Annotated in this window: 11 protein-coding genes and 2 pseudogenes; 5 read left to right on the top strand and 8 right to left on the bottom strand. The window is 59.0% G+C overall.

Annotation, left to right across the window (positions count from 1 at the left end):
- Positions 1 to 33: 33 nt before the first annotated feature.
- Positions 34 to 759, bottom strand: coding sequence for a 16S rRNA (uracil(1498)-N(3))-methyltransferase (locus tag D3871_RS15955; RefSeq protein ID WP_119770119.1), 726 nt, complete (start codon positions 757 to 759; stop codon positions 34 to 36).
- A 281-nt stretch (positions 760 to 1,040) separates the two neighbouring features.
- On the opposite strand from D3871_RS15955, the gene tkt reads away from it, so the two are divergent.
- A complete protein-coding gene (gene tkt / locus D3871_RS15945; RefSeq protein ID WP_119770117.1) occupies positions 1,041 to 3,035 on the top strand; it encodes a transketolase in 1,995 nt (664 codons plus the stop codon).
- Between the two features lie 79 nt (positions 3,036 to 3,114).
- Positions 3,115 to 4,125, top strand: coding sequence for a type I glyceraldehyde-3-phosphate dehydrogenase (gene gap / locus D3871_RS15940; RefSeq protein ID WP_119770116.1), 1,011 nt, complete (start codon positions 3,115 to 3,117; stop codon positions 4,123 to 4,125).
- Between the two features lie 764 nt (positions 4,126 to 4,889).
- Here gap and glnE read toward each other — a convergent pair.
- Positions 4,890 to 7,637: a bifunctional [glutamate--ammonia ligase]-adenylyl-L-tyrosine phosphorylase/[glutamate--ammonia-ligase] adenylyltransferase gene (gene glnE, locus D3871_RS15935; protein ID WP_119770115.1), complete on the bottom strand. Its 2,748-nt coding sequence runs from the start codon at positions 7,635 to 7,637 to the stop codon at positions 4,890 to 4,892.
- A 232-nt stretch (positions 7,638 to 7,869) separates the two neighbouring features.
- Here glnE and D3871_RS15930 point away from each other — a divergent pair, with 232 nt between their 5' ends.
- From D3871_RS15930 to tldD, 3 genes are all read left to right on the top strand, one after another.
- The gene (locus D3871_RS15930; protein WP_119770114.1) at positions 7,870 to 12,054 is read left to right on the top strand and encodes a YhdP family protein; all 4,185 of its coding nucleotides are present in this window, start codon (positions 7,870 to 7,872) and stop codon (positions 12,052 to 12,054) included.
- Between the two features lie 23 nt (positions 12,055 to 12,077).
- Positions 12,078 to 12,884 (top strand): carbon-nitrogen hydrolase family protein, encoded by an 807-nt coding sequence (locus tag D3871_RS15925; protein WP_119770113.1) that lies wholly within the window; start codon positions 12,078 to 12,080, stop codon positions 12,882 to 12,884.
- Positions 12,885 to 13,129: 245 nt separating this feature from the next.
- Entirely contained in the window at positions 13,130 to 14,590 is a 1,461-nt protein-coding gene (gene tldD, locus D3871_RS15920; RefSeq protein WP_119770112.1) for a metalloprotease TldD, read from the top strand.
- Between the two features lie 71 nt (positions 14,591 to 14,661).
- Here the strand turns inward: tldD and D3871_RS15915 are convergent, their stop codons facing one another.
- The 6 genes and pseudogenes from D3871_RS15915 to D3871_RS31535 all read right to left on the bottom strand — a co-directional run bounded on the left by D3871_RS15915 (position 14,662) and on the right by D3871_RS31535 (position 19,198).
- Positions 14,662 to 15,075: a hypothetical protein gene (locus D3871_RS15915; protein WP_119770111.1), complete on the bottom strand. Its 414-nt coding sequence runs from the start codon at positions 15,073 to 15,075 to the stop codon at positions 14,662 to 14,664.
- Positions 15,076 to 15,206: 131 nt separating this feature from the next.
- A complete protein-coding gene (locus D3871_RS15910) occupies positions 15,207 to 15,389 on the bottom strand; it encodes a 4-oxalocrotonate tautomerase (RefSeq protein WP_119771383.1) in 183 nt (60 codons plus the stop codon).
- A 139-nt stretch (positions 15,390 to 15,528) separates the two neighbouring features.
- Positions 15,529 to 16,622, bottom strand: a pseudogene (locus D3871_RS15905) (porin).
- Between the two features lie 85 nt (positions 16,623 to 16,707).
- Positions 16,708 to 18,054: pseudogene (gene guaD / locus D3871_RS15900) on the bottom strand (guanine deaminase).
- Positions 18,055 to 18,092: 38 nt separating this feature from the next.
- Positions 18,093 to 19,088 carry a xanthine dehydrogenase accessory protein XdhC gene (xdhC, locus tag D3871_RS15895; RefSeq protein WP_338016845.1) on the bottom strand — a complete coding sequence of 332 codons (996 nt, stop codon included), beginning with the start codon at positions 19,086 to 19,088 and terminating at the stop codon, positions 18,093 to 18,095.
- A complete protein-coding gene (locus D3871_RS31535) occupies positions 19,052 to 19,198 on the bottom strand; it encodes a hypothetical protein (protein WP_338016844.1) in 147 nt (48 codons plus the stop codon). The genes xdhC and D3871_RS31535 overlap by 37 nt, the downstream gene beginning before the upstream one ends.
- Positions 19,199 to 19,372 lie beyond the last annotated feature (174 nt).

Below are 19,372 nucleotides of genomic sequence, written 5' to 3'. Positions count from 1 at the left end.
AATCCAGGCACGAAAGATGCCCATGAACAAGTTCTAAAATTCGCCCCAGACCGCATTGATCGCCGCCAATGCTGCCAGACCAGCCGTTTCCGTCCGCAGCACGCGCGGTCCGGCCGATAATGCAAGAACGCCATTGGCAAGCGCTGCATTTTCTTCCACTTCGGTAAATCCTCCTTCCGGACCTATTAATAGCGACACGGATTGGGGGGGGTGGTGGCGCGCCCAGTCTGACAGGGATTGTTCCGCTCGCGGCGACAGCATGATGCGGCGGTGCAATCCGCTTTGCGCCACCCATTGCGAAAAAGATACCGGTTCACTGAGATGAGCAAGTCGGTTGCGCCCGCTTTGTTCTGCCGCCGCCGCGATAATGCCTTGCCAATGTTCCATTTTTTTGCCTGCACGCTCTGCGGATAGCCTGACTACGCAGCGCTGCGCGGCAATCGGTTGTATCGCCGCGGCACCCAGTTCTACCGCTTTTTCAATCACCCAATCCATTTTGCTGCCTTCGGGCAGGGCTTGCGCCAGCGTGATCGCATAAGGAAGTTCCGCTTCGCGCGGCGAAAACGTCTTGATTTCAGCGATGGCTTTTCTGCGGTCCAGAGTATTCAGTGTGGCCGTATACTCGCCTCCGTCCCCGTTAAACAGGACAATCTGCTCTCCGGTGTTCAAACGCAGGACATTGAGATGATGTGCAATTTGCTCCGGTAATGTGGCAATGGTGCCAATGGCAAGCGGGTAGGGGTAATAAAAGCGCGGCATGTTTCTCGATGGGCGGGTCCGGCGGCTCAAGCTGCAGGCAAGGCCGGCATTAGAATTGTTGGAACATTGTTTTTACAAAACGCAGGCGTCAACCGAATTCGGCCAAAAGCATACAGCCGACATCCATTCCATCGGTTGCCGCTTCGATCGGCGATCCAGAATTCCCGATTTTAATTCCGGCAGGCCCAGTCTGGTAAAATATCGGGCTTTGCAACATCCCGCGCGGAACTACGCCTTGCGCCGGGAACCGCTCCAAGACCCGCCACATACCTTGATTTGACATGACTTCCACTCTCCCAACCGACAAGATGGCCAATGCGATCCGCGCATTGGCGATGGACGCAGTACAGAAGGCAAATTCCGGCCATCCCGGCATGCCGATGGGCATGGCAGAAATTGCCGTTGCACTGTGGGCCAAGCATCATCGCCACAACCCCGCCAATCCGCGCTGGATCAATCGTGACCGTTTCGTCATCTCCAACGGCCATGGTTCCATGCTGCAGTATGCGTTGCTGCACCTGAGCGGCTATGACTTGTCGATGGATGAAATCAAGAATTTCCGTCAACTGCACTCCAAGACTCCCGGCCATCCGGAATACGAAATTACCGAAGGTGTCGAGACCACGACCGGTCCGCTCGGACAGGGCCTCACCAATGCGGTCGGCATGGCGCTGGCCGAAAAACTGCTCGCCGCCGAATTCAACAAGCCGGGCTTCGGCGTCGTCGATCATTTCACCTACGTGTTCCTGGGCGACGGCTGCCTGATGGAAGGTATTTCGCACGAAGCCTGCTCGCTGGCCGGCACGCTGCGCCTGTCCAAGCTGATTGCACTGTATGACGACAACGGCATCTCCATCGACGGCAAGGTCGACGGCTGGTTCACCGACGACACGCCAAAGCGTTTCGAAGCCTACGGCTGGAACGTGATCCGCAATGTCGATGGACACGATGTGACTGCGGTTGACGCTGCGATTGCGCAAGCGAAAACCTCGAACAAGCCGACATTGATCTGTTGCAAGACAATCATCGGCAAAGGAGCGCCTAATATGCAGGGCTCCGACAAGGTGCACGGAGCTGCGCTGGGCGACAAGGAAATTACCGCTACGCGCGAAGCGATTTCGTGGACGCACATGCCATTCGAAGTTCCGGCCGACGTGTATGCGGCATGGGATGCGAAGGCTACGGGCCAGGCATTGGAAAACGAATGGAATGCATTGTTCAAGGCATATGACGAGCGCTATCCGCAGGAAGCCGGCGAGCTGTTGCGCCGCATGAAAGGCGAATTGCCAGGCAATCTTGACGATGCGATGAAGGCATATGTTGCATCCTGCGTAGAAAAGAAGGAAGCCATCGCGACCCGCAAGGCGAGCCAGAATGCGATTCAGGCGCTGGCGCCGGTGCTGCCGGAATTCCTTGGCGGATCGGCGGACCTCACCGGTTCGAACCTGACGAACTGGAAGGAATGCGTCGCGGTGCGTAGCGATCAGCCGGGCAACCACGTCAATTACGGTGTGCGTGAGTTCGGCATGGCTGCGATCATGAACGGCATTGCACTGCATGGCGGCTACCTGCCGTTCGGCGCAACCTTCCTGACCTTCTCGGATTACAGCCGCAATGCACTGCGCATGGCGGCGCTGATGAAGATTCGTTCGCTGTTCGTGTTCACGCACGATTCGATCGGACTGGGCGAAGATGGCCCGACTCACCAGTCGGTCGAACATATCTCCAGCCTGCGTCTGATCCCGAACCTGGATAACTGGCGTCCTTGCGATACCGTCGAGTCCGCGGTCGCATGGCAACAGGCGGTCAAGCGCAGCAACGGCCCGAGCACCCTGATTTTCTCGCGCCAGAACCTGCCGTACATGGAGCGCAGCGAGCAGCAGATCGCCGATATCCAGCGCGGCGGCTATGTATTGCGTGACGCAGCCGATGCGAAAGCAATCTTGATTGCGACCGGTTCCGAAGTGGAACTGGCGATGAAATCGGCCGACGAGCTGGCGATGCAGGGCGTTGCAGTACGTGTGGTTTCGATGCCGAGCACCGACGTGTTCGACCGCCAGGACGCAGCCTACAAGGCAAGCGTGTTGACGAAAGGCCTGCCGCGCGTCGCGGTCGAAGCCGGCGTCACCGACTTCTGGTACAAGTACGTCGGCCTTGAAGGTGCGGTGGTTGGCATCGACACCTTTGGCGAGTCCGCTCCGGCGGGCGTGCTGTTCAAGCACTTCGGCTTCACGACGGAGAACGTCGTCGCCAAGGTGAAATCGGTTTTGGCTTAATTGGAATTGTCCGGTTCTCCCTTGCTTGTCGCAAGGGAGGACGGCGCAGCAGATTGATTTTTACGTTAAGGAGAAAACCATGACTATCCGCGTCGCAATCAACGGCTACGGCCGTATCGGCCGCAACATTCTTCGTGCACACTATGAAGGCGGCAAGAAGAATGACATCCAGATCGTTGCGATCAACGACCTCGGCAATGCGCAATCGAACGCCCATCTGACCCGCTATGACACTGCGCATGGCAAATTCCCCGGCACCGTGGAAGTCGACGGCGATTTCATGATCGTCAACGGCGACAAGATCAAGGTTTTCGCACAACGCAATCCCGCTGAAATTCCATGGGGCGAGCTGAACGTCGACGTCGTGCTCGAGTGCACCGGCTTCTTCACCACCAAGGAAAAAGCTTCCGCGCACATCAAGGGCGGCGCCAAGAAAGTCATCATCTCCGCACCGGGCGGCAAGGATGTCGACGCGACAGTGGTATTCGGCGTCAACCAGAACGTGCTGAAGGCATCGGACACTGTGATCTCGAACGCGTCCTGCACCACCAACTGCCTGGCACCGCTGGTCAAGCCGCTGCACGACAAGATCGGTGTTGAAAACGGCCTGATGACTACGGTCCATGCCTACACCAATGACCAGGTGCTGACCGACGTGATGCATGAAGACCTGCGCCGCGCACGTTCGGCCACCCAGTCGATGATCCCGACCAAGACCGGCGCTGCTGCAGCGGTGGGCCTGGTGCTGCCGGAATTGAACGGCAAGCTGGACGGTTTCGCGATCCGCGTTCCGACCATCAACGTGTCGATCGTTGACTTGTCGTTTGTCGCTGCACGTGACACGACGGTGGATGAAATCAATGCGATCATGAAGGAAGCTTCGGATGGCGCGTTGAAGGGTATCCTGACTTACAACACCGATCCGCTGGTTTCGGTGGACTTCAATCACAACCCGGCGTCGAGCAATTTCGATGCGACGCTGACCAAGGTTTCGGGTCGTTTGGTCAAGGTGTCATCGTGGTATGACAACGAGTGGGGTTTCTCCAACCGTATGCTGGATACGACTGTTGCGTTGATGTCGGCTAAGTAATTATTTGGTAGGTTGTTGTTTGTGGAGGCGTGTCCAGTTTTAATTGGATGCGCCTTTTTTCTTCGGTGTCTCTGGTCTGTAGGTTCTTCGTGGATCCTGGCCGGGAGTGGCCCCGGCGGGCCACTTACTTTCTTTGCTTCGCCAAAGAAAGTAAGCAAAGAAAGGCGACCGGCGCTCGCAGCCCTTCGGGTACCCGCGTAATTGCCTGCCCATGCGGGAAGCGAAACAAACTCGCCTTCGGCTCAGACAAGTTTCGCTTCTTTATCCGCACGAGCAGGCAATTACGCGGCTGCTCACAGCGGAAACTGCCTTTACCCCATCCCCACCCTGGCCCTCCCCTTGAAGGGGAGGGAATCATGAGTTCTTTACTTTGCAGGAGTCACGAGAGTATTGATCTCGCTGTTTCCCATACCTACCGGCTTCAAAAAAATAAAGGATGTCGAGTTCCCTCCCCTTCAAGGGGAGGGCCAGGGTGGGGATGGGGTAAAGGCACTTCCCTTGTAGCGACGCCAAAAGAGCACGGGCCGAAACGGAAAAAGAAGCGCAGTTGTCTGGGCCCGCCGAGGGGAGCCGAAGGCGAGTTCTGCGCTTCCCGTTTCGGCCCGTACTCTTTTGGGAACCCGCGAAGCGGGCGGCGATGCAGGGTTCGCCTTTTTTGCTTACTTTTTTGGCGAAGCAAAAAAGTGAGTTGCCCGCCGGGGCCAGTCCCGGCAAGCATCCACGAAGAGACTACAGACCAGAATCACCGAAGAAAACCCGACATCTCAATCCTCGGCACCCCGACTACGCCCCAAAGTCATCCCCCACAACTGCCGAACCCGCGCCGCCTGCACCTCCACCTTCTCCACCTCAACCCGCGCCCGTTCACTTCCCTGCAAGCGAATCTGATGCTGCAACTTCCTGAACGCCCGATAAGCATCCGCAACATCTCCCGCCAGCCCGGCATCGATCAACCCCAATTCCCCGCAAAGCTTAAGCAAGGCAATATTCCCGATATCCGCAGTCAGCTGCGGATAAGTACAGGCATGAGATAGCACCAGAAACTGTACGATAAACTCGATATCGATCATCCCGCCCGCATCATGCTTGAGATCGAATTGCTGCGAGCGGTTGGGATGCGCCTCATGCATTTTGGTGCGCATGGCCGCCACTTCGCGCCGTAGCGCCTCCTCGTCGCGCTGTTGACGCAGCACCTGTTCGCGAATCGCTTCGAACCGGGCGCCGATTTCGGCATCGCCGGCGCAGAAACGGGCACGGGTGAGCGCCTGGTGTTCCCAGAGCCACGCATTCTCCGCCTGGTACTTTTCGAACGCGGGCACTCTGGATACCAGCAATCCGCTGGCCCCATCCGGACGAAGCGCGATATCGATATCGAACAGGATGCCGGCCGGCGTATGCGTGGTCATCCACGTGATGAAGCGCTGCGCCAGCCTTGCGTACAGGGCCGGTGCTTCGTGGTTGTCATCGTCGAACAGGAAGATCACGTCCAGGTCGGATGCATAGCCCAACTCCTTGCCTCCCAACTTGCCGTAGGCGATCACCGCAAACCGTGGCACCTCCCGGTGACGGTTGTGAATGTTCTTCCATACCGCGCGGACCGTGGCGCCGACCAGGATATCGGCCAGTGCAGATAAATGATCGGCGAGACGTTCCACCGTCAGTGCGCCTTCAAGGTCTTGCGCTAATAGCCGGAACAGTTGCGCATGGTGCAGGTCACGCAACACATTCATTTGCTGTTCAGTATCGCCGTCGATTGCGTCGAGCTGGCGCGTGACTTCGTCAGCAAAGGCCGGCCAGTCGGGCGTGGACTGCAGTGTGCGGTCATCCAGCAGTTCGTCCAGCAGGATAGGATGCCGTGTCAGATATTTGGCCGCCCAGTCGCTGGCGCCCATCATGCGAATGACGCGGCCCAGGGTATGCGGAAACTCGGTGAGCAGGGCCAGATAGGCGGCGCGGCGCGCAATCGCTTCGAGAAAATCCAGCAGCCGGCCAAGAGTGGCGGCATGAGTGGCAGAAGTTGCTGCGATCAGAGGCAGGGCTGCGTTGATCAAGGCCATCAACCTGGTTCGACTGGTGTCGGGCAGGGAATGCATTCGCGGCGACTGTGCGGTGGCCAGCAGCCTTGCCGATGCGCTACTCACATCGTCGAAGCCGAGCGCATTCAGGCGGGCTTCGACCACTTCACGGTTTTCCGCGTCGGAGAAGCCGGAGTGAACGATGCGCGGATGTTCCTCTTCTGGCGTCGCGGGCTGGCCGCTGCTTTTGTCAGCGAAGATCGCATCGAACTGCGCGGCGACAATGGCACGGTGACCATCCAGCGCTGCCAGCAATGAAGTCACATCGTCGAAACCCATCATGCGCGCCACCCTTAACTGATCGTCGGGACCGGAGGGGAAGGTATGGGTCTGTGCATCGTCCAGATATTGCAGCCTATGCTCGATATTGCGCAAAAAGGCGTACGCTTGCTGCAGCTGGGCGACCTCCTCGACAGAGAGCAGGTTTTTCGACGCGAGCGTGTCGAGGGTAACGCGGGTGGAACGGTCCTGCAGCGAAGGATCGCGCCCGCCGCGAATCAACTGGAACACCTGGGCAAGGAATTCGATCTCACGTATGCCGCCCCGTCCCAACTTGACGTTGTTCGCCCGCTCCGGGTGACGGATTTCCTGTCGCTTCACTTCGGCGCGAATCTGTGCGTGCATGTTGCGCAGCGCATCGATCGCGCCGAAATCCAGATAGCGCCGGTAGACGAACGGCCGCACGATCTGTTCCAGTGCGGCGATGTCGTCCGGATGCCCGGTCAGTGCGCGCGCCTTGACCCAGGCATAGCGTTCCCACTCGCGTCCCTGCACCAGCAGATATTCCTCCACCATTGCCAGGCTGGCAGCCAGCGGTCCGGACGCGCCATTGGGACGCAAAGCCATATCTACCCGGAAGGTAAAGCCGTCTTCCGTCAGTTCCGACAGCGCGCCGATCAGCTTCTTGCCGACGCGGATGAAAAATTCATGATTCGACAACTGGCGTTGCTCTGGTGACGTGACGCGGGTTTCGCCGTTTTCCGGGTAAACGAAGATCAGGTCGATATCCGACGACACATTGAGTTCATTCCCACCGAGCTTGCCCATGCCGATCACGATCATTTCCTGCGGCAGGCCGGATTCGGCGCCGACCGGCGTGCCATGCAATTCCATCAGATCTGCGGTAATTGCGGCGAGATGGGTCTGCACGGCAAAGTCGGCGAAAGCACTAATGGCCGCAAGAACTTCCGACAACTCTGCTTGCCCGCCCAGATCGCGGTCGATCAGTGCCGCAACCACGAGGTTGCGTACTCTGCGCATCGCACGCGGCAGCGGCATGCCGGCCGCTGTTTCTTTTTGTAAAAGGCGAGCAAAAACCTCCGGGGTAATAGATAATTCGGCAAGCTCCGTTACCATGTCCGTACGGGCCGAATCGGCGTTCAGCCATCGTGAGTAGAACCTCGAAGCAAGGTCGCTGGTCAAAAGGGATGGGGTCACAGTGTCGGTAATGAAAGTGGCAAGTGGATGAAGAATGAGGGACAGTGCTCCCGTTCATTCGCAAGTTGCTGGATTGTGCATTGGTAAATTGTCGAGCATCGGACTCAGGATGTCCATGCGAAGATGATGCATTCTGACACGGAGCGCTTAACAGGAAGCGGCAGATGCAGCGTATGCAGAAAACTCCTTGTGTTTTGCCTGGTTTTAGAAACAGCCGCACCATTTATTGTTGATGTCGATCGATCCACACATTCCCGGGCAGACTGGCTTTTCCATCACCGCATGCTGGCGTGCGACGAAACAATGTTATCGAATCGCCAATAAAGCCACTTGTTATACGCTCAGTGCGCTGCTGCGCACCACGCTTGTATTGTATTTTGCATTCTGCGCGCTGGTGCTTGGACTGCGCTTCGTTGTTCTACCGAATATCGACAATTACAAGGTGGACGTGGAGCGCATGGCCACCCGCGCCATCGGCAACCGAGTCTTGATCGGCGATATCCAGGCTTCCTGGTCGGGTCTGCATCCCCGCCTGTCGCTCGACCAGGTGGTCATTCATGACAAGTCCGGCAACGCCGCGCTGACTTTGCCGAATGTATCGGCCACCTTGTCCTGGCTCTCGATTCCCGTCGGTGAGCTGCGACTGCATCAGCTGGTGATCAGCAATCCTGACATGGATGTGCGACGCGGAGCGGACGGCAAGCTCTACGTCGCCGGCATTCTCCTCGATACCGGCAAGACCGGCAGCAGCAAAGGCGCCGATTGGGTGCTCTCACAGCGCGAGATCGTCGTGCGGGACGGCAAGCTGCGCTGGAACGACGAGCAACGCGCCGCGCCCGAACTGCCCCTCAATGATGTCAACCTGGTGCTGCGCAATGAATGGCGGCATCATCGCTTTGCGCTCAAGGCGACACCGCCGGCCAGTCATTCCGGTCCGCTCGATATCCGCGCTGCGTTTGACCATCCGCATTTCGCGCGAAGCGTTTCCGATGCGGCGATGTGGAAGGGCGAACTGTATGCGGACCTGCACGATACCGATCTGACGGTATGGCGGACGTATGTCGATTACCCGATCGACATGCAGCAGGGGAAAGGTTCGGTGCGGGCGTGGCTGAGCTTCGATCATGCCAAGGTTGCCAACTTTACCGCCGACCTGACCCTCTCGAACGTGTCGGCGCGGCTGGGCAAGGATCTTGAACCGATGAACCTGGTCGAGGTGGCCGGCCGGATTTCCCTGCGTGAAGACTATAACGCCAATGCCCGGGACGGCATGCCGACCTTTGGCCAGAATGGACATGCGATCTCGCTGACCGACTTTACCTTGCAGACCGACGACGGCTTGTATCTGCCGCGCACCACAATCAGCGAAAGCTATACGCCGGCACGGAACGGACGGCCCGCACGCACCGAGATCAATGCCGGATTGCTTGACTTGCAAACCGCTGCAAATTTTGCCGAGCGTCTGCCGCTCCCCGCGGAGCAGCGGCAGATGCTGGCCGATTTCGCGCCGCGCGGCATCCTGCGCGATTTTTCAGCGCAATGGCAGGGCGCTTACCCGGAGGTGTCCGGTTACAACGTGAAAGGCGAGTTTGCGGGACTGTCGCTCAAACCGCAGGCGGCACGCGAAGCGCGCCCTAAGACAGCGACAACGCCGGCACAGGCTGCGGTACCGGCGATCCCCGGTTTCGAGAACCTGACCGGTCGCGTCGATGCCAATGACCGTGGCGGATCATTCAGCCTCGTATCCAGCGACCTGGCCTTGCATGCGCCGGGCTACTTTACCGACCCGGTGATTCCATTCGAGCGCTTCAACATGCAGGCAAGCTGGGCCTTTCAGGACAACAGCAAGCTGCTGCTGGACGTGCAAAAGATCGACTTCATGCAAGGCGAACTTGCCGGCGCTTTCAGCGGCAAGCATCTGATGCCGTTGAACCGCCAGGCCGGCAAGTCGAGCGGTACGATAGACCTGGTCGGCAAACTCAATCGCATCGAGTTGCGGCAAGTCGGCCGCTATCTCCCGATCCAGACTCCGAAGTCCTTGCATGAATGGCTGACCGGTGCGCTGGCCGGCGGTGTGGTCAAGGACGTGCGCCTGAAACTGAAAGGCGATCTGTCCCAGTTTCCGTTCGGGCGCGGTGCCGGCGACAAATCCCGCGGCGAATTCAGCGTGCTTGGAAAAATCGAAGGCGGCAAGCTCAACTATGCGCCATCGCTGTTTGCCGAAGACGGCAAGACACCCATGTGGCCGATCATCGAAGACATCAATGGCACCATTGCCTTCGATCGCGCGCGCATGGAGATCGTGGCCGCCAGCGCCAAGAGTTCGGGCACGACGCTTTCGAATGTCAAGGCGGTGATTCCGGATCTGACGCAGCATGACATGATGCTAGGCGTCGACGGCGAAGCGGCCGGGCCGCTACAGAATTTTCTGCACTTTACCAATGCCAGTCCGGTCGCCGGATGGATCGAGCATTTCACCGAAGAGACCAAGGCGAGCGGCAATGCAAAGCTGTCACTGTCGCTGCAACTGCCCTTGAATCATATGCACGAAGCGAAGGTCAAGGGAGGGCTGCACTTCGCCGGCAATAACGTCACGCTGCGCAACATCATGCCGCCCCTGGTCGGCACGACCGGAAAGCTTGAATTCCATGAGAAGGGATTCAATCTCGCCGGCATCAAGACCAATTTCCTGGGCGGCCCAGCGACTGTTTCGGGTGGCACCCAACGCGATGGTACAACCCTGGTCAAGGCCGAGGGCAGCCTGTCCGCAGATGGTTTGCGCAAGATCTACGCGACACCGGTCACCCAGCGGTCGGCAGAGCGCATCACCGGCGCCACGCGTTACACCACATCGATCCGCGTCAAGAACAAACAACCGGAAGTGGTGGTTGAAGCCAATCTGGTCGGCGTCGGCCTGGACTTCCCTGCGCCGTTGCGCAAGGCCGTGAATGAAAGCATGCCGTTCCGTTTCGAACTTTCCGGCCTGCCGTCTACCGATGCGTCGGTGTTGCGCGACGAGATCAGGCTGTCGCTGGGGACCGCGATCGCTGCGCGCTACGAGCGGCAAAAGGGTAGCGAGAAGGATGCTGCATGGCGCGTGTTGCGCGGTGGCATCGGCGTCAATGTACCGCCTCCGCAGCCGGACAGCGGTCTCATCGTCAATGCCAGCATGAAGTCGCTGGATATCGATGCATGGCGAAGAGCGCTGACTTCCGTCGTGTCCGCCAATCGGCAGGACGCGGAACAAAACCAGCCGGATGCACTTGGCATTGCCCAATATCTGGATCCGGAAGTGCTTGCCGCCAATGCGACAGAACTGATTGTACTTGGCCGCAAACTCGACAATGTGGTGGTTGGCGCATCGCATCAAAACGGACAGTGGCAAGCCAACATCGACTCGGAACAGGCTTCGGGCTATGTCACCTGGATGGAGCCGCGTTTCCGACGGGGCTCGGGCCGTGTCACGGCGCGGCTGGCATCGCTCATCATTCCCAAATCGGCGGCATCTGACGTCACCGAACTGCTCGAAGGAAATAACACAACGACCCAGATGCCGGCGCTGGACATCGTTGCCGAAAACTTCGAACTGTTTGGCAAGAAATTCGGTAGCCTGGAGGTTGCCGCGCAAAATGCACGCGGACCCAATGGACGCGAATGGCGCATCAACAAATTGTCGATTGCCAATCCCGATGGTGAACTCAGCGCGTCTGGCAAGTGGACCAGCAAAGATGGCGAAAGCTTGTCCAGCCTGGCTTACACGCTCAAGATCGCGGATGCCGGGCGGTTGCTTGACCGTTTCGGATTCCAGCAGGTATTACGCGGCGGCAAAGGCGAGATGAAGGGCGAGATCAGCTGGAAGGGGCTTCCTTTTGCGCTGGATATTCCCACGCTTACCGGCGACCTGCAGCTGGATCTGGCATCCGGCCAGTTCCTGAAGGTCGATCCGAGCGCCGCCAAGCTGCTCGGCGTGCTCAGCCTGCAATCGTTGCCACGTCGGCTGGTGCTGGATTTCCGCGACGTGTTTTCCGAAGGTTTTGCCTTTGATGGCGTCAATGCGACGGCAACCATTGCGCAAGGCATTGCGCGCACAGATAATTTCAAGATGCGTGGCGTTGCCGCGACGGTGTTGATCGACGGTACCGCCGATATCGACAAGGAAGCGCAAAACCTGCATGTGGTTGTAATTCCCGATATCAACGTCGGCGCGGCGTCGGTAGTTTACGGACTGGCAGTGAACCCCGTCATCGGTGTCGGCACTTTCCTTGCGCAATTGTTCCTGCGCGAGCCGCTGATGAAAGCATTTACGTTTGAGTACCAGGTCACGGGTCCGTGGAAGGATCCGTTAGTCACCAAGCTGCTGCGCAAGCCCGCTGAAACCACTGGCGAGGCCAACAATCGTTTCGGAACGAATGGTTAAGCTTAAACGCTTAAGGAGACGCAATGACGCAATCCGTAAAGATCGCCGCTATCCAGATGGTCTCCACACCCGTGGTGGAACAAAACCTGGCCAGCGCCAGCCGCCTGGTTGCCGAGGCGGCGCAGCAAGGCGCGCAATTCATCCTGTTGCCCGAGTATTGGCCGGTAATGGGAATGAAAGATAGCGACAAGCTGCTCCACGCCGAACCGGACAGCGGCGGACCGATACAGCACGCCATGGCGCAACTCGCACAGGAACACCGCATCTGGCTGGTCGGCGGCACCTTGCCGATGGTTGCCGCCGAAGACAACAAGGTGCTTAACACCCTGATGGTGTACAACCCGCAGGGCGAACGCGTCAGCCGCTACGACAAGATCCATCTGTTCAGCTTTACCAAAGACGAAGAATCTTACGATGAAGCGCGCACCATCGTGCATGGCGAGCGTGTGATAGCGTTCGATGCGCCCTTCGGCAAGGTCGGCCTTTCGGTTTGTTACGACCTGCGTTTCCCCGAGTTGTACCGTGCGATGGGCGATTGCGCGTTGATCGTCATGCCAGCTGCGTTTACCTACACTACCGGGCGCGCGCACTGGGAAATCCTGCTGCGCGCGCGGGCCGTCGAAAACCAGTGCTACGTACTGGCGGCTGCGCAAGGCGGCATACATCCGAATGGACGCCGCACCTGGGGCCACAGCATGCTGGTCGACCCTTGGGGCGAGGTCAAGGACGTGCTGCCCGAAGGCGAGGGCGTGGTGATCGGCGAACTCGATCCAGCCCGTTTACAGCGCGTGCGCGAAAGCCTTCCCGCGTTGCGGCACCGCAGGCTTTAATACCAATCCTGATCCATAACGTGACATGAAATCGCGTCTTTTTCTGGGGGCGCCGAGCCGCCTGCCTGCGTTGCACTCGTCGTCAATAGCCCGCTATTGACTCCTCCTGCGCCTTGCCAGTCGAAAAAATCCATCGATTTCATTTGTCGCGTTGTGGATCAGGATTGGTATAAGCCAGCGCGCGTGCGGATGCTCTACAATCTGATTTCGATTCCAGCCAGCGCTTGCGCGCAGAGACCCTTACCATGAAGCTATTCGAACCCAATCTGCAATCCCTTGCCATCGCGCGCGACGTCCTGTTGACGCCGTTCGGTCTGGATGAAGCCAAGCTGACCAGAACGCTGGACGCGATTTTTACCCATCGCGTCGATTACGCAGACCTGTATTTCCAGTTCACAAAGAATGAAGGCTGGAGCCTGGAAGAAGGCATCGTCAAGACCGGCAGCTTTTCGATAGACCAGGGCGTCGGCGTGCGTGCCGTGTCGGGCGACAAGACGGCATTCTCTTATTCCGATGAAATTTCCGAAAGCGCGCTGCTGGATGCAGCCGCCGCGACGCGCACCATCGCGCGGCAGGGCGCCGGCAAGGTCAAGGTAGCATCGTCGGTCCAGCCGGTAGGAGGTCGTTCGCTCTATCTTCCGCATGATCCGCTGTCCTCGCTCGACGCCACGCAAAAGGTGCAGCTGCTGGAAAAGATCGAGCGCATCGCACGCGCCAAGGACCCGCGCGTGGTGCAGGTCATGGCGGGGCTGGCCGGCGAATACGATGTGGTGCTGGTCATGCGCAGCGACGGCGTGCTGGCTGCTGATATCCGTCCGCTGGTGCGCATTTCGGTGACCGTGATTGCCGAACAGAATGGCCGTCGTGAAGTCGGTTCCAGCGGCGGCGGCGGGCGTTACGACTTCGGCTATTTCACCGACGAACTGATCGAGAAATACGCCAGCGATGCGGTGGCTACCGCGCTCGTCAACCTGGATGCGCGTCCCGCACCGGCCGGTCCGATGACCGTGGTGCTTGGTCCTGGATGGCCGGGCGTGTTACTGCATGAGGCGATCGGGCATGGACTGGAAGGCGACTTCAACCGCAAGGGATCGAGCACCTTCTCCGGCCGTATCGGTGAACGGGTTGCGGCCAAGGGAGTCACCGTGGTGGATGACGGTACCATCAGCAACCGTCGCGGTTCGCTCAATGTCGACGATGAAGGCAATCCTACCCAGTGCACCACGCTGATCGAGGATGGCATCCTCAAAGGCTATATCCAGGACACCATGAATGCGCGTCTGATGAACATGCCGGTGACCGGCAATGCGCGGCGCGAATCATATGCCCACCTGCCGATGCCCCGCATGACCAATACCTACATGCTTGCCGGCGACAAGGACCCCCAGGAAATCATTGCGTCGGTCAAGAACGGCTTGTATGCAGTGAATTTCGGCGGCGGGCAAGTCGATATCACGAACGGCAAGTTCGTGTTCTCGGCCAGCGAGGCTTACATGATCGAGGATGGCAAGGTGACTTATCCGGTCAAGGGCGCGACCCTGATCGGCAATGGCCCCGACGTGCTCAATCGGGTATCGCTGATCGGCAACGACATGTCACTCGACAGCGGCATCGGCGTGTGCGGCAAGGAAGGTCAAAGCGTGCCGGTCGGTGTCGGCCAGCCGACGCTGCGCATCGATGGCATGACGGTAGGCGGTACGGCCTGAGCAATGGCTGGTTTGCAGGTGGCCGGATCTTCGCTTATCCGGCCAATTCGCTGACGGGGTGCAACAGATATTCAGCGCCGCAGTGCCGCGCGTTCTCCGTGTCCGTGATGGTGGCGGTTGCCGCCGTGGTGATCACCGTAATTGCGATGGCCGTGATAATGGTGATGATGCGGCCGCGGTTGCTGTTGGTAGTAAATCACTGGCGGCGGGCTACCCTGATAGACCGGTGCAGGCGCTTCGTAATAAGTGGGTGCCGGATGGTAATACACCGGTGGCGATGGAAACGCCGAAGGCGGCGCGCCGTAGATATATTGCTGCGGCTGCTGGTAGACGACTACGCCGGGCTGCGTATAGACCGGTGTTCCTACCGAGACCGACCATTGGACATTGCCGCCGGCATGGGCCGGGGTACTAAAGGCCAGCAAGGCGGTGATTGCAACAGTGGCAATACCGATGACGCTGGTGATAGAAATGCGCTTTTTCATGCCTGACTCCTTTGTCTACTTATATTAAAGGACAAAGTGTTGCCGCCTGCCGGGATTCTTTGTAACAGCATTATTTATGCTAGTCCTGGTTGCATGTATGCATCAGGCGGCTGCAGGCTTCTACTAACGGATTAATCGCACCACAGTTTGCCGCCGGTAGCCCAATCTTCCTTCTTCACATCCTGAAAAACGATATCGACCGATTCCGGCTTGCATTGCAGGGTGGCAGCTGCTGCCTCGGTGACCGCTTTTGCGAAAGCGCGCTTCTGTTCAACGGTACGTCCTTCAAACATTTGCACATTGATTGTCGGCATAAACCTTCCTTCCAGATTGAATTGTATGGTGATCGAAACGGCATTGCCGCGGCGGCTATTCAACCATACTTTGGGTCGTAATTGGAAAGATTGACGGGATGGACGCAGCATGCGCCCATCCCGTATTGATGGCGTAGCGTTAGAAGCGATGGCGCACGCCAACCGCAAAGCTGTTACCGCTTTCGCGGCTGGTGATGCGGTCGTTCATATAGATCGCATACAGGTCGGTCCGCTTGGACAGATCATAGTCGTAACCGACCGCGGTGGTATTGCGTTTCTGGTCCGCGCCGAATGCCACGCCGCTGCGCTTGGTCTGTGCCCATGCAAGCTGCACCTTGCCGCGACCAGCCGGCACGGTTGCGCCCAGCGACAGCGTATCGTCGTCCAGATCGATGTTGTGTGAAGTCTGACCGTAGGTCGCGTACACCTTGGCGACGCTGAAGTCATAAGTGCCGCCCACCATCCATGCAGTCTGGCGTGCAGCAAATGCGCCTGTCGCCAGCGGGATGTTTCCTCCGGGTTGAACATTGCCGGCCGGTGCATTGAGCGGATTGTTGATTTCAACGTTATGGTAGAACGCGGTCAAGGCCAGGGGGCCCGCGAAATACAGTGCATTGATACCGATGTTGTTGCGGCCATTGTTGCCGGCAATCTCGCCGAACTGATAATGGAGGTTTGCCTTCAAGCCGCCGAAACTGGGAGTCTGATAGCGGATGGAGTTGCTCCAGCCGGTATCGCCGACGATGGAGTTGGTCCAGCCCGAAGCATTGAAGAGCGGCACATCCGCGTGCAGAATCAGCGGCGATAAACTATACGAATCGCCGAACGGGTTGAACAGGATGGTCGGCAGAAAATGCGGTGCCAACTCGCGTCCGAGCGATATCGCGCCAAAGTCGCCCGACAGTCCCACGTTGGCATCGCGCGAGAACAGCGGTGTCGCCAGGGAAGCGGCCTTGTACGCCGGTGTCGGCCTGAATGAAGCTGGTCAGCAGGAAGTTGGCCTTCAGGCCGCCGCCCAAGTCTTCCGAACCCTTGAATCCGAACCACGAAGTCGTCATGCCGCCGCTGTTGACCACCGAGCGCGAACGGGCATCGCCCGCATTGCGGATCGAGCCGGCGTAGACATCGACCAGGCCGCTGAACGTGACACTGGGTCTGTGCGCTCGCCGGAATCGCGAACGCGCTACCCAACGCGGTGGCAAGCAGCATCTTTTTTAGTTTGTTGTATTGCATGAAGTCTCCTCTAGTGGTGTTGTGTGATGCAAGTGATAAATGCGAATCCGAATCTCAGGCTGAATGTCTTATGCCTGTTGTTGCTTCATGCACTGACCGGCTCCGTCTCGGCCAGTTGCCGTCCGCGTGCGTGCACCAGCCTGCCGCCACTGTAGGTTGCCGCTACCGTGCGGTCATCGCCAAGCAGGGCCAGCGCGAACAGCAATTCTTCCAGGCTTTCGGTGCGCGTGGAGCGGCGCGCGAGCAGAGGAGTCGCATGCGGATCGAGCACCACGAAATCCGCTTCGACGCCAGGCGCGAAATTGCCGATTGTGCCTTCGAGCTGCATGCTGCGCGCATTGCCCAGCGTCGCCATATAGAACATCCGCAAGGCCGGCAGATAAGTGCCGCCATGCGCGCGACCTTGTATACCTCATTCATGGTCTGCAGCATGGAAAAGGAAGTGCCGCCGCCCACATCGGTGGCGAGCGACAGCGGCACCTGCGCCGCGTCGGCGCGTGCGAAATCGAACAGCCCGCTGCCGAGGAACAGGTTCGAGGTCGGGCAGATCGAGGCAGCGGATTGTGTTTCGCGCATGCGGGCGCGGTCATGGTCGTCGAGCCAGATGCAATGCGCATACATCGCGCGCGGACGCATCATGCCGTAGTGATCGTAGACATCGAGGTAGCTGCGTGCACTTGGAAACAGCGACTTGACCCAGGCCACTTCATCGGTGTTTTCCGCGACGTGGGTTTGCAGAAAGGTATCCGAATAGGTTTGCGCCAGCTCGCCTGCCAGCTGCAGCTGCGCTTCGGTCGACGTGGGCGCAAAACGCGGCGTGATCGCATACAGCTGGCGACCGCGCTTGTGCCATTTTCGGATCAGTTCTTCACTGTCGCGTGCGCCGCCTTCGGCCGTATCGCTGAGGAAGTCAGGACAGTTGCGATCCATCATGATCTTGCCGGCGACCATGCGCAGCTGGCGCTTTTCACTTTCGGTAAAGAAGGCATTGACCGACGACGGATGCACCGTGCAATAAACCATGGCGGTCGTCGTCCCGCAGCGTAGCAGTTCATCCAGAAAGAAGCTGGCCACTTCGGCAGCGTGCCTTCGTCCGCGAACTTGCGCTCGGTCGGGAAGGTATAGGTTTCCAGCCATGGCAGCAGCCCGGGCGCGGGCGACGCGATCATGTCGGTCTGCGGGTAATGAATATGCGTGTCGATGAAACCTGGAACGATCAGCTTGCCCGGTAGTCGTTGATCTGTACGCCCTCGGGCAGGGTGCCGCGCAACTGCGCATAGTCACCGGCAGCATAGACGCGGCCTTCGGCGATCACCAGCAAGCCGTCTTCATGCCAGTGATAGGCATTGTCGTTAAATGCGGGGTCGGCGGTGAAATGCAGGATACTCGCACGATAGGCCTGGCAGTTGGGTGTTGTGTTGTTGGAGGTCATGGCGTTCTTCTTTCTGGTGCAGCGTGTCGCCGCGATAGCTACTGTGTTATTGGCCGAGCGGGGTACGCATGAAGAGCAGGAATAGAATGCAGCGCCTCATGCAAAAAGGCGGCGTTCCGGCAGCGCTTGTTGCGCGCACTCTTCCGCTTCCCATACCTGCAGCAGTTGTGCGCATACCGATGCTGCGATGACAGCCGGTTGCTTGCCCGTGATGCGGGCACACCGATCGGACATACCATGCCGGCAATGCGCTCCTGCGGTATGCCGCGGTCGCGCAACCGGTGCTCGAACTGCATGCGCTTGGTCTTGGAGCCGATCAGCCCGAACCATCCGGCGTCGGAACGGCGCAGGATGGCTTCGGACAAACGCTGATCGAGCGCATGCGAATGCGTCAGTACCAGATAAGTCGAGCCCGATGGCACTTCATCGACCACCGCTTCCGGCATATCGGTAGCCTCGATCCTCACATTTGCCGGCACGACGGCGGGGAACATGTCTTCGCGCTCATCGACCCAGGTTACGTGACAGGGCATGTCCGCCAGGCTACGCACGATCGCTGCGCCCACATGTCCGGCGCCAAACAATACGAGATGCGGACGATAAGCCAGGCAAGGATCGATCAGCCAGCGATGGCCCGCGCCGTCCTTCATGACATGGCAGGGGCGTTCCTGATCAATCTCGACTGGCAGGGCAGGCATGAGTCCGGCAAGGCAATTGCCTGCGTCATCGATTAATGCGTTGGACGCGACTCCGTCGAGCGGGATCAGACGCCAGCAATCCTGGCGATCCGACCAATGCTTCTCCAGCATCGCATAGTACGTAGCGTCGTCCGGCATGATTCGTTCAAACGACAGATGCACGACGCCGCCGCAGCATTGCCCCAGGCTTGGACCCAATGCAAAGCGTCCGACGCGTCTTACCGCTGCCGGGACGGTTACCGGCAGGGCTAGCATTTCGCGCGCGATTTCGCATGCCCGCATTTCGAGATGGCCGCCGCCTATCGTGTCGGACTGGCCATCCCTGGTGACGAGCATCTTCGCGCCGGTTCGCGCGGACCGGAGCCTTCGACCACGGCCACGGTCACCAGCACCGCTGGCATTGCCTCGCTCAGGGAAGCGTTGATTGCCGAAAGCCAGTTGCTCATGAGGGTTCCCGCATTTGCCATCCTATGCGCCGACCGCTTGCGCGGCCTGCACAGCTTCTACCGCATTCAGGATCGCTTCGGTGGCCGGCGCGTTGAGCGGTGGATTGACCTTGTAGTCGCCGACGCTGGCGACCGCATCGCGGATCGCAAAGAACACCGAGAACGGCAGCAGCA

This window comes from Noviherbaspirillum saxi (assembly GCF_003591035.1).
In the GTDB taxonomy this organism is placed as follows: Bacteria; Pseudomonadota; Gammaproteobacteria; order Burkholderiales; family Burkholderiaceae_D; genus Noviherbaspirillum; species Noviherbaspirillum saxi.
Note: the sequence above shows the minus strand (reverse complement) of the source record. Positions and strands in the feature narration are given on the sequence as shown.

What these genes read in the sequence shown, in the direction of transcription:
- D3871_RS15925 (WP_119770113.1), top strand. Translation starts at nt 12,078, where the DNA reads ATGACGCAATCCGTAAAGATCGCCGCTATCCAGATGGTCTCCACACCC.
- D3871_RS31535 (WP_338016844.1), bottom strand. Translation starts at nt 19,198, where the DNA reads ATGAGCAACTGGCTTTCGGCAATCAACGCTTCCCTGAGCGAGGCAATG.
- tldD (WP_119770112.1), top strand. Translation starts at nt 13,130, where the DNA reads ATGAAGCTATTCGAACCCAATCTGCAATCCCTTGCCATCGCGCGCGAC.
- D3871_RS15915 (WP_119770111.1), bottom strand. Translation starts at nt 15,075, where the DNA reads ATGAAAAAGCGCATTTCTATCACCAGCGTCATCGGTATTGCCACTGTT.
- D3871_RS15955 (WP_119770119.1), bottom strand. Translation starts at nt 759, where the DNA reads ATGCCGCGCTTTTATTACCCCTACCCGCTTGCCATTGGCACCATTGCC.
- tkt (WP_119770117.1), top strand. Translation starts at nt 1,041, where the DNA reads ATGACTTCCACTCTCCCAACCGACAAGATGGCCAATGCGATCCGCGCA.
- D3871_RS15930 (WP_119770114.1), top strand. Translation starts at nt 7,870, where the DNA reads ATGTCGATCGATCCACACATTCCCGGGCAGACTGGCTTTTCCATCACC.
- D3871_RS15910 (WP_119771383.1), bottom strand. Translation starts at nt 15,389, where the DNA reads ATGCCGACAATCAATGTGCAAATGTTTGAAGGACGTACCGTTGAACAG.
- gap (WP_119770116.1), top strand. Translation starts at nt 3,115, where the DNA reads ATGACTATCCGCGTCGCAATCAACGGCTACGGCCGTATCGGCCGCAAC.
- xdhC (WP_338016845.1), bottom strand. Translation starts at nt 19,088, where the DNA reads ATGCTCGTCACCAGGGATGGCCAGTCCGACACGATAGGCGGCGGCCAT.